Source organism: Macellibacteroides fermentans, from assembly GCF_013409575.1.
In the GTDB taxonomy this organism is placed as follows: Bacteria; Bacteroidota; Bacteroidia; order Bacteroidales; family Tannerellaceae; genus Macellibacteroides; species Macellibacteroides fermentans.
The window spans coordinates 23025-35198 of the sequence record NZ_JACCCY010000001.1 but is presented as its reverse complement, the minus strand read 5'-3'; the positions used below and the strand labels follow the sequence as shown (position 1 = coordinate 35198).

Here is a 12174-nt window from a genome sequence, read left to right as displayed (position 1 = left end):
TTAGAATTTAATATCTACGCCAAAAGTAAATGATTTCATTAACGGATAAGAATCGTAGCAATCCTGCTCGGGATCATGGAACTCTGTCATTGCAGAAAGCACAAACAGGTTGGTACCGTTTACGAAAAGCTGAGCAGATTCAAGGTTAAGGAACGAAATCCAGCTCTTAGGCAAATTATAACCAACATTCAGGTTTTTCAATCGCAGGTAAGCACCGTTTCTGATCCAGAAAGACTGAGCACCTGTTCCGGATTCGTACCAGCTTTTACCAATTACCCTCGGATATTTGGCATTTGGATTTTCGGGAGTCCATACATCATCTGTCCAGATAGGATAATAAGGTCTTACCGTACCACCATACTGACGGATTCCGCCCATCCCTTCTCCCAGGTTGCTTATCATACGGTCGTACAATCCCACTCCCTGGAAATGGATGTCCATTGTAAATCCTTTCCATGACAGGTTTGTACCAAAACCATAGTTGATGCGGGGAGCCGCATTATCTGAAAGCAGCTGAACGTCGTTACCGTCAATCTTTCCGTCGGGACCGAGTGAATAACCATCTCCACGTACATCTTCAAAATAAAGTCCGCCAAGATACGGATTTCTACCATATTGTTTAAATCCTTTGGCAAGCAACTCGTCCAATTGTTCCTGCGTACGAATAATACCCAACGTTTTAAGTCCGCTTAAGCGGTTAAGAGGTTTTCCGATGGCCGAAAACTCTTCCAGATTTCCGCCGGGAGAATAAAGAGCCGTCTGATCCAATACATCCCATTGGTCTTTTGAAAAACCAACATTACCATAGATAGAATAATCAAGCTGACCGCCAAAGGCTTTATCTCTCCACATCGCGTTAAACTCAACCCCTCTCCAGGATCTTTCGGCGTAGTTTTCGGGAGCAAGTGATTGTCCGTAAGTATCGGGAATCGTAACAATTCTGGATCCAAGAATATCTTTTTCTGTTTTATAGAAAGCATCAAACGATCCGCTTAAGCGATTGTTAAGTACTCCAAAATCAAATCCAACGTTGTAGGTAGCCGATGTAGCCCAGGTAAGGTACGGGTTTGGAGTTGCGCCAGGTTCAATACCCAAGTTCAGGTTATCACCCCAAATGTACGAATAACCCGACTGATATACATTCATATAAGAAAATGGCTCGATTTCCTTGTTGTTCACATTCAAATCGTTACCGGTTGTACCATAAGATGCTCTGATCTTGAGGTTATCCAACCAATTGGAAGTATTTTCCATAAACGATTCGTTGCTTATACGCCAGGCACCGGAGAAAGATGGGAAGAATCCCCAGCGTTTCTCTTTCGGGAACAAGGTATTTCCGTCATAGCGGAACGAAAACTCGGCGATATACTTCTGATCGTAGGTATAGTTAAAGCGACCGATCCACGACAAACGTCCGTTGGTTACTTCCCAGGCATCTCCCCATCTACGTTCGGCATCTGTAGAGTAAACGAACATCTGGTCGTAGTTTGTAAGCGGACTTTCGCCCTTGGCAAAAACCTTTTCGCCGCCGTTAGCCTGTTGTTCCCACACCAATGTACCGGAAACATCGTGCTTTCCGAAGCTGTGGTTATAGTTAAGGAACCAGTTTAATTGTTCGCTCCACAATGAATGAACATTATAACTCAAAAACTCCTGATTCTGAGAGAATGTAAACGTATTCATCTTATTGGGGTCTGGTGCAGCCGGGATGAAACGGTTCTGGTCCGAGTTGGCAGCAGCCCATACATAGTTGTGCTGGTAAGTAAGGTATTTTTTACGCATATAATCGTTACCGATATAATTACCAACAAGCTTGGTTGTTAGTCCGGGGATGAACTTACCCAAATCTATGTCGAACGACAAGATTGCATTCACCTCTCTTTTTCTGGTTTTGATATAGCGATCGCCCACCACCTGGTCAACCACATTCCATGCCTGCCAGCTACCCATAGGTGTCTGAACCGGATAATCCGTAACGTTGTTAGCCGGCGATCCGTCTGCATTCAGATAAAACGGATAGGTTTTCGGCCAGTTGAAGGTACAACGATAAAGGTCGCCGATGGTCTGCTCGTCGTCGTCAGAAAACGGCCAATAGAACCGCTGCTGGTTCTGCTGATTTGCAGCCAGGTTAAAGTTCATCTTTATCTGATCTGTAATTTTGGCTGTTACATTCGAACGAAGGTTGAACTTGTCGTTCTCCAGATTTTTATATGACCCCTCTTCACCTATATAACTACCCAGAGCATAATAGGTAACCTTATCGTTTCCGCCGGATACACTTACAGAATGCTTCTGATTCCAGGGAGTTTGCCAGATATAATCGTTTACATTGTAATTTTTATCTTTGAAGTATTCAAACTCTTTCTCGCCATTGGGCGTAGCCAGACCCTGATACTGAGCCACACGATTCTGGTAAATCAATTCGTCTGTAGCGGTGAACATATCCGAAAACAACTCCTGCGTTGGAGTCATAAACGTATACGAACCCTGGTAATTGAACATCGGCTTCTGCTGTGTTCCCCCCTTTGTGGTTACAAGCACAACGCCGTTACCTGCCTGCGAACCATAAATAGATGCAGTGGCTGCATCCTTAAGGAAGCTCAGCTGGTCAATTTCATTCACCTCCAATGCATCAAATGCTTCCTTATCACGTACGATACCGTCAATTACAAACAACGGTTCACCAAATCCACCACGGATGCGGATATTTGATGAAGATCCCATCAATCCCGAGTTTCCTGTAATATTAACACCCGGAGCGCGCCCGGCCAGGGTATTGGACAGGTTGGAGGTAGATATACCACTCAATTCCGAAGCATTTACAGCCGTGATGGATCCGGTTAAATTCACCTTCTTTTGTGTACCGTAGCCTACAATCACAACCTCTTCCAACTTCTTGGAATCTTCCAGCAGCACAATATCGAAAGAAGTCTTATTTCCCACCTCTACATTCTTTTCAAGAAATCCGATATAGGATATAACCAATGTAGAGTTTTCAGCCACATTCGTAAGCGTGAAATTACCATCCATATCCGTAATCGTACCATGAGTGGTACCCTTTACAAATACGTTGGCACCGATAACCGGGATATTCGCAGCATCAACCACCGTACCTTTTACGGTTTTCTGACTCTGTTGCTGGTTTACAACCGACAGATTCTTCAGCTTTCCGGGTTCCTCTTTTAAAAATATACGGTTGTTCAACACACGGAAATTGATATCCGTTCCACCAAATATTTTATTTAATATTGTTTCTATCTGTTCATTTTTCATGTCGACAGAAACCGTACCGATCACCTTGTCCAATAAGTCGGCATCGTAAGAGAATTCGTAACCGGTCTGCGATTTGATGCTGTTTATCACTGCACCTACAGTAGTGTTTTTCATTGACAAGTTAAGACTCACATACTGAGAATATACACTCGCAGCAGACAGCTGAATGGCTAAGAAGCATAAAATTAAAGTAACCTTCATAATCCGCATAGATCTTTTACCCCAAGAAAACGACCTTTTCTCTTGGAGGGTTATTAGTTTATTCATAAATTTGAATGATTTTTAGTTGATAGTAAAACCTTATTAATTAATTTTCAGGCCGGGTTAAATGTTGCAGCATTTTCCCGGCTTTTGTTTTCTCTCTTATTTTATATCATAGGCATAGAATTTACATATTATTTACTAATAAAGACTTCGTTTCCTTCTATCCGATACGTGATTGGAGCCAGATATTTTAATATATCCAACACCTCAATCAGAGTCTCGTCTCTGTTTATTACACACCGGTACCTTCTGTCGGCCAACTCCTTTGATTCGATGTTGATATTTACATCGTATAGCATGGACAGCTTGTTTACAATCTCACGCAAAGTGGAATTTTCGAAGGTCATCTGGTTTAAATGCCATGCGGTGCTGACATTAGTATCAACCGTTTCGATGGAATATTCGTTTCTGGAAGGACTATAGATAACCTTTTCGGAAGGAGACATCCGTAAGATATCTTTTTCATGCTTGTCCTGTAAAACAATTTTACCGGAAACAAGCACTGCTTCGAATGCGTTATCTGCTGCTTCAGTATTTAAGTTAAAAGAGGTTCCCAATACTTTTACATCCACATGTTCCGTTTCAACACGAAACGGGATACCTTTTTGTTTAGTTATATCAAAAAATGCCTCCCCCTCCAGCTTCACCACTCTTTTTTTAGGTGAAAACGAAGTGGGAATACGGAGCACCGACTCGCTGTTGAGCCATACCACCGAACTATCTTCCAGCACTATTTTCTTTATTTTCTCTCCTGGTTTCACAACAATACTGATGTATTCGTGCGAAGCAGAATAGTAGATACTTCCCAGTACAGACGAAAAGATAAGCAGAAAAAAGAGAGCCACATAGCCAAGGTACGGACGCAGAATAGACCAGATCGATTTACGTTCAATCTTATTATGTAGCGTAAGCAATGCCTGTTCCGTTTTTTCTTTGCTGTTATGTAAGACAAATTTTTTCAGAATACGTGCTTCTACGATCTTTTTGAGCAGCAAATTATTCTCTTCAGACATTTGACTCCACTCAACCAGACTCGTTTGTTCTTCGAAGGTGATCTCTCCGATAATATATTTAGCTAATATTTTGTAGTCGAACTCCATTTTTTCAATCTATACAAGCATAACGGCTGTAAGCGAAAAACTACGGAGCAAAATGCGGATTATTTTAGATAGAAAACTGAATTAACAGCAAAAGCAGGAAGAAATCTTTTTTCTCGAAGTGTTCTTTCAGAAATTTAAGGGTAAGGTAAATGTGACTTTCAACCGTGCGTTGCGGGATATCCAGGTTGGCGGCAATCTCCTTCGTCTTTAATCCGTCCATATAGGCCATCAGAAAAACATTGCGTCGCTGTTCTGGAATCAGCTCCAACAAGGTATATAGTTTCTCATAGAAGTCCTCCGAATACAGATTTTCAAGTATATCACCCTCATTAACAGCCAGCGTTTCGTAAATCTGCGTAATTTCATTCTGGATAAGCGATGAGAATCCGGTAACGGATTTTTGTCTCTTAAGGTAGTCGATCGATCTTGTATAACCCGCTTGAAACAGATAGGAATGGAAAGCCGGACCAACATGGATTTTTTTTCTGTTTTCCCAAACATATAGAAATACGTCCTGTGTAATGTCTTCCGCTACCGAATCTTCTACAAACGACGAAACGTACGATTTCAAGCGAGGATAATAGTGTCGGAACAGGTTGTCAAACCCCTCCCTGTCCTCTATGCCCATTTTTATCATAGTATGATCAAACAAAGCACTCATATATTTACCTTTTCATATAAATAAAGTTTAATTCTGGCTGGGATGGAACTTGTAGCGAGTTATATTCATCTCCAGAGTTCAGATACAGAAACGTGCTCGTTTCAATAAATCGAATCCTATCCAACGGATAGCATGCAAATATAAGTAAAAAAATGTTATCAGAACTTTTTTAATAAAAATGTTGGATTTATTCTCAGGTATACTCCGGCTCCAAAACTTACAGCCGCTTTTTCGTTCAGTAACCCCTTTTCCGGATCTAAAGAGGTTACTGCATTATGCCTGTAAACATCCAGGTCAACACCTAATGAAAATCCTTTGGCAAAAGTCTTGGAGTACTCAAATCCGGCATATATGAATCCGGGATTCTGGTATTGTCTGCCCGGATAAGCAGTAGAAAGGGAACCAAAAAACGGACTTCCAAGCAAAGACACAAAATTATGACAGGTCCAGTAAGCTGCCTTCAGACGAACATATTTAAAAGAGGCAGTTAGTTTGGGATAAATTCCATAGCCCGATGTGTAGGGAAGCCATTTACCCGACTGCTGATACAATCCCACTCCGGTAAGCTCAAAATTAAGCTGACGCAACGAATGGTCGCCCACCGAAACGGTAATACCGGCCCCAACAGCCGCATTGATATTGGTTTGAATGGAATTGGTAAAAATAGTATCGATCTCGCCCCCCCTGTGTTGTGCAAGCACCTGTACAGGCAGATAGAAATGTACCTTTTTAGAAGTTTCGTTTAGTCGTAGTTGCGACGAAAGCCCCACAGTGAAAGCCTCCTGGTGGGTATCACCTTCAAAGATAAAGCTTTCCCAGTTGATCCAGGCATCTACATCCACCGTCTTCGATTTGTATAGCAATTGCATACCTGCCTCAGGGTCGGCAGACAGATTCAGCTCGCTGTTGTATAAAGGATCTGCCAGACGGTGATTGGCTGCACCGTAGATATTACCCAGAATGATGTCCAGTTTAGGGGATAATGAAAAATGCGCTCTAAAATAGGGCAGCCAATGCACGCCACTCTGATACTGACTTCCTTTCCATTTGGCGATATCCGTATAGGCAAAATTTGGATATTTATTGGCACCCCAGTAGCGAAGCATATGCAGACCGGCTTCCAGTTTGATATTCCCGAGGGGATAAAATACAGCTTTGGGCTGTACCCACATACCAGGCAAGGTATATCCCTTTACCAGGTCCGAACTGAATTCGTTGTTCTGAAAGAAACTTATATTGTCTATTTCGATGGAAAGTTCGCCTTTCTTTGTGGAGTCAAGCCTGCTGTCGGTCATATACACCCTCTCATCAATCTGGGCAATTCCCATGAAAGGAACAAAACATAGTATCAATAGCCACAGCTTAACAGAAAGAGACGTTTTCAATCCACAAATCAATGTCTTCATACACTCCATAAATTTAGTGCAAACGTAACCAATTTACGGCAATAAAAAATCCGGACAACAAGTTATGTTGTCCGGAATCCTAAAAAAAATGTAATTTTCTTATTTAAGCGTACCCTGTTGAGCTTCCTGGATCATTTTCTGATTAGCCAGAATCAGGATTTCAACACGACGATTCTGTTGTCTGCCAGCAGCAGTAGAGTTGTCGGCAACAGGTTCAGTGATACCTTTACCTTCAAACTGCATACGGTTGCTTGATACAGATTGGTTCAATAAATAATCGTACACGCTTTTAGCACGTTTCTCAGAAAGAGTCTGGTTGTATTCCACTCTACCTGTATTATCTGTATGACCGATAATTTTGATATTGGTATCCGGATTTGAGTTCAGGCTGGATGCGAAGTTGCGTAAAGCCGATTTAGAAGCATCGCTTACTGTACTTGAATTTGTAGCAAACAAAATACCTGAATCGAAAGTAACCTTGATTGCTTCGCCATTGTTTACAGTCTCAACTGTAGCATCTGGAATAGAAGCTTCCAACTCTTTCTTCTGCTTGTCCATTTTCTTTCCGATCAAAGCTCCGGCAGTACCACCTACAGCTGCACCGATAATGGCTCCCAAAGCTGTGTTACCTGCAATTTTGCCTACACCTGCACCAACTGCAGCACCTCCACCAACACCAATAGCGGTTCCTTTCACTGTATTGCTTGCTCCACAACCCGACAGAAGTACAGCTGCACACAGCATCAGGACCGAAATCATCTTAAAATTTTTCATAAATCAAAATTATTAGTTATTAATAAAATGTCAATAAATCTTGTTACAAAGGAATAACAGTTTATCACTCAAACATGTTGATTGAATCGCAATATTCAAGCTCCCCTTGTACGATAAAGCTAATTTCTTCGGCTTCAAACTTGCCTACTCCGTCTTTCTTGGCGTTCTTAATTACGTAAGCGATCAGCTCTTCTTCATCAATTTCCACATCCGCATCCTTTTCAGGATCTTCGTTCATAAAACCTTTGGATTCATAGAAATCGTAAACTAGATCTACGATATAATTTATATCGTCGTTGCTGAATTTGCCCTTCATTTCCTGAGGAAGATAATTCTGAATAAACTTCACAGAATCGTCTTCATCATAAATTAACATATCATCCTTCTCACTCATAATTTAGTTCGATTAATTGTTTTTGTTCATGCAAAGGTAAAACTTAGTGCGACAGAAACAATAAGGGAAGCGTAAATTTTTACACCTCCCCTATCACTTTGTCAATTATTTATTTACAAACTCCAATCCCTGTCCTTTTTTTGCAATCGTAATGACTTGATTACGGTCGATCTTCTGACTAAGGATCTCTTTTGAGAGTTCGTTCAGCACGTACTTCTGAATAACCCTTTTAACCGGACGGGCACCAAACTGAGGATCGTATCCCTCTTGGGCGATGAACGACAAAGCCTCATCCGTAAATTCGAGCACGATGCCATTGGCAGCCAACATCGCAGCCACACCCTTCAACTGCAGATTCACGATCTGTCTTATCTCCTCTTCGTTAAGCGGCGTAAACATAATCGTTTCGTCGATACGGTTCAGGAACTCCGGACGGATTGTCTTCTTCAATAATTCCAACACCTGATTGCGAGTATGTTCTATCACCTGGTCGTGGTTTTCCGGCGTTATCTTTTCAAAGTTCTCACGAATCAGTGACGATCCAAGATTGGATGTCATAATAATGATCGTGTTCTTGAAATTTACCACCCTACCTTTATTATCGGTAAGTCGGCCGTCGTCCAGCACCTGCAATAAAACATTGAACACATCAGGGTGTGCTTTCTCAATCTCGTCGAACAAAACCACCGAGTACGGCTTACGCCTGATTGCCTCGGTAAGCTGTCCACCTTCATCGTAACCCACATATCCCGGAGGAGCACCAATCAACCTTGTGGCACTGAATTTCTCCTGATACTCACTCATATCGATACGGGTCATCAGGTTCTCGTCGTCAAACAGATACTCGGCCAACGCTTTGGCAAGCTCCGTTTTACCCACACCGGTAGTTCCGAGGAAAATAAACGAACCTATAGGACGCTTCGGGTCCTGCAAACCGGCACGGCTGCGCCTTACGGCATCGGCAATGGCTGTGATGGCCTCCTGCTGACCAACCACCCGTTTGTGAAGTTCGTCTTCCAGATTAAGCAGCTTCTCCTTTTCGCTTTGCAACATCTTGTTTACCGGAATACCCGTCCATCTCGAAACCACGTCGGCTATATCCTCGCTGTCAACCTCCTCTTTAATCATGGCCGATCCGCCCTGAAGACTATGCAACTGCGCCTGCACCGCTTTGATCTCCTCCTCTTTCGCCTTTATCAGTCCGTAGCGTATTTCGGCAACCCTACCGTAATTGCCTTCGCGCTCGGCCTTATCTGCCTCAAACTTCAGGTTTTCGATATCGATCTTGTTCTGTTGAATCTTGTTGATCTGATCCTTCTCGCTCTGCCACTTGGCCATCTGCGTCTTCTCGTCTTCCTTCAGATCGGCAATCTCTTTGTTAAGCTGCTCCAGCTTTTGCACATCGTTCTCGCGTTTGATAGCTTCGCGCTCGATCTCAAGCTGTTTGATACGTCTGCTCACCTCGTCCAGCGACTCCGGAACAGAATCTACCTGCAAACGCAGACGTGCAGCAGCTTCATCCATCAGGTCGATAGCCTTATCGGGCAGAAACCGATCGGTGATATAGCGATGCGACAAGTGCACAGCCGAAATAATTGCATCATCTTTGATACGCACCTTGTGGTGATTTTCGTACTTCTCCTTCAAGCCACGTAAAATAGAAATGGTACTTAGCTCGTCGGGTTCGTCCACCGTAACAATCTGGAAACGACGTTCAAGAGCCTTATCCTTTTCAAAATACTTCTGATACTCATCCAATGTAGTGGCACCTATCGCCCTTAGTTCGCCTCGTGCCAGAGCAGGTTTCAATATATTAGCCGCATCCATGGCTCCATCGCTTTTACCGGCGCCCACCAGGGTGTGAATCTCGTCGATAAAGAGGATGATCTCGCCTTCAGCCTTTATCACCTCATTTACAACCGATTTAAGACGTTCTTCAAACTCGCCTTTGTATTTGGCTCCGGCAATCAGTGCACCCATGTCCAGCGAGAAAAGCTGTTTACTTTTCAGGTTTTCGGGCACGTCGCCCCGTACGATACGATGGGCCAATCCTTCGGCTATGGCTGTTTTACCAACCCCAGGCTCACCAATCAGGATCGGGTTGTTTTTGGTACGTCTGCTTAGTATCTGCAATACCCGTCGTATCTCGTCGTCCCGACCGATAACCGGATCCAGCTTACCCGACCGGGCACGCTCATTCAGGTTGATTGCGTACTTATTAAGAGAATTGTAGGTATCTTCGGCCGACTGACTCGTAACATTGTTTCCCTTTCTCAGCTCTGCGATGGCAAGGCGAAGCTCCTTCTCGGTAACACCCGCGTCTTTCAGCATACTCGAAGCCACACTCTTCTCCGTGAGCAGGGCCAGCAAGATATGTTCAAGCGACACATACTGGTCGCCCATCTTGCCCGAATATTCGATTGCCTTCTGCAATACAGCATTGGCCTCGCTACTCAGGTAAGGCTCGCCACCCGATACCTTGGGATAAGAATCCAGCTGACGGTCCAGCACCATCTGCAGGTTCTGTACATTTACACCCAGCTTCTGGAATAAAAAATTCACAACACTCTCGCCTGTCATGATGACAGCCTTAAGTATGTGGGCTGCTTCTATCACCTGCTGTCCACGTTGTGAAACCAGCTGAACAGACTGCTGAACAGCCTCTTGCGATTTAATTGTAAAATTGTTTAAATTCATATCTTTATTTCTCCTTTCATTCTAACTATACTAATATAACTTTATCTGCAACCGAATGTTCTAATCCCTTAAATCCAACAAAATAGCAATTCAATCAATAAAGCACTAAACTTACATTCTTTGCGGTTGTAAGCCGTGTTGTACGGTTGCCATCGCGGATGTATGCTTCTTCCTGTAAACATTCAATCTGTATAGGATAAGGCAAAATAAGTGCCAGAACAAAAGTGCGCCAAATTGACAGTCATATTCTAAAAACAAAAGCCACCAGTACTTTCAATGGGCACATCGCCAACTGAATGATATACCAATAGATCCTGTCTATTTTATCATCATTTTGTTTGAAAGTGTACATAAAATACTATTAACGTAGATCAATACCACATATGTGCTTCATAATTAGCTCTTTTATTGTTACACTTACAAAGACACTATATTTTAGGGAATACTCAATATATGAACGACATAGTGGCCTTTATTTTTATTCAACACGCTTATAAATTGTCATTTTTATGTAAGTTTGCGATACAATAAAGAAACAGCCTTAAATTATATGAAATCAGGATTTAAATTTTTAATATTTCTGTTTGTGTTGATAGCCGGCTACCTCTACATCCCCCGTTACATTGCCGAAGATGCACTCCGTTGCGTGGATGGCAAACTGTCCGATATCGCGGAGGAGGTAAGCTCCATCCCCCTGGCCTTTCCGGAAGGATATAATCCCGGCAGCATCCATTCGGTACAGAAAGATGGCGACCACCTGTTTGTGCTGTGCGACCATGTGCTGTTTCATTTCAATAAAAGCGGTGACTTTCTTGGCAAGATATCCATCCATAAAGCAGGAACGGAAACCATTTCGGTTACCCACTTTACCTTAAATCCCGGCAATAAAGAGCTTGTTGCCGTCGGAAACAACCAAATAGCTTACATATACGATTATAACGGGGTGCTGATACAGGCCAAAGACCTCAAACAAAACGGTTCTCAAACCAAACTGCTCAGCCTCGCATATTATAACAATCAATACTGGGCAACAACCGAGCAGGTTATACCCGGCAAAACGGAGACTAAAATAGAGAAGAAACTTTGCGGTTTCACGCAGCAACTACAGCCGTTGACCGAGAAAAAACTTTGTCAGGCAGACCTTGGTCGCTTTTATATGGAGGGCTACTTTGATCCTCAGGTGGCTGTTTCGGAAGGATGCATGTACGTGCACTCTCCCTCCCTGTGTACAGATAGCCTTATTCAGGACACCCTCTACCTGATAGGAACCAACCAACTGGAGGCAGAAAGGTTTCAGACCGAACAAACAGCCACGGTATTGCCCTTACTGCTTAGCGACCGGTTCCTGATCTCCAGCTACAGCAACACCTTAGATGCGGATACCTGTTATACCTATTGTTTTGATCGCAGAAACAACATTGCCTACTTTGCTAAAGGCGGACTGGTGGACGACTACTATCAAACGGGCCGCATTGCCGAATTCCACCCACTCGACATCCAATGCAGGAATTACTACTTCTGCCGGAAGCAGGCCGCCCCTAGCGGAACGGCCGCCGGCAGTAATTCAACCGTAACCCTATACCTGGTAAAACTTGAAGCCTAGTC

Annotated in this window: 8 protein-coding genes; 1 reads left to right on the top strand and 7 read right to left on the bottom strand. The window is 43.2% G+C overall.

Going from position 1 to position 12174, the window contains the following annotated elements:
• The 7 genes from F5613_RS00145 to clpB form a co-directional block, all read right to left on the bottom strand.
• A complete protein-coding gene (locus tag F5613_RS00145; protein ID WP_394353435.1) occupies window positions 1-3474 on the bottom strand; it encodes a TonB-dependent receptor in 3474 nt (1157 codons plus the stop codon).
• Window positions 3475-3668: 194 nt separating this feature from the next.
• Window positions 3669-4637: a FecR family protein gene (locus tag F5613_RS00140; protein ID WP_246303302.1), complete on the bottom strand. Its 969-nt coding sequence runs from the start codon at window positions 4635-4637 to the stop codon at window positions 3669-3671.
• Between the two features lie 64 nt (window positions 4638-4701).
• Window positions 4702-5298, bottom strand: a complete 597-nt coding sequence (locus tag F5613_RS00135) for an RNA polymerase sigma-70 factor (protein ID WP_246303301.1) — start codon at window positions 5296-5298, stop codon at window positions 4702-4704.
• Between the two features lie 158 nt (window positions 5299-5456).
• Entirely contained in the window at window positions 5457-6704 is a 1248-nt protein-coding gene (locus tag F5613_RS00130; RefSeq protein WP_079683037.1) for a hypothetical protein, read from the bottom strand.
• Window positions 6705-6803: 99 nt separating this feature from the next.
• A complete protein-coding gene (locus tag F5613_RS00125; RefSeq protein WP_068179801.1) occupies window positions 6804-7478 on the bottom strand; it encodes an OmpA family protein in 675 nt (224 codons plus the stop codon).
• Window positions 7479-7542: 64 nt separating this feature from the next.
• Window positions 7543-7872 carry a hypothetical protein gene (locus F5613_RS00120; RefSeq protein ID WP_068179803.1) on the bottom strand — a complete coding sequence of 110 codons (330 nt, stop codon included), beginning with the start codon at window positions 7870-7872 and terminating at the stop codon, window positions 7543-7545.
• A gap of 105 nt (window positions 7873-7977) precedes the next feature.
• Window positions 7978-10569 carry an ATP-dependent chaperone ClpB gene (gene clpB, locus F5613_RS00115; RefSeq protein WP_179398220.1) on the bottom strand — a complete coding sequence of 864 codons (2592 nt, stop codon included), beginning with the start codon at window positions 10567-10569 and terminating at the stop codon, window positions 7978-7980.
• A gap of 550 nt (window positions 10570-11119) precedes the next feature.
• Between clpB and F5613_RS00110 the strand changes: the two genes are divergently transcribed.
• The gene (locus F5613_RS00110; RefSeq protein ID WP_179398219.1) at window positions 11120-12172 is read left to right on the top strand and encodes a hypothetical protein; all 1053 of its coding nucleotides are present in this window, start codon (window positions 11120-11122) and stop codon (window positions 12170-12172) included.
• Window positions 12173-12174: the final 2 nt, after the last annotated feature.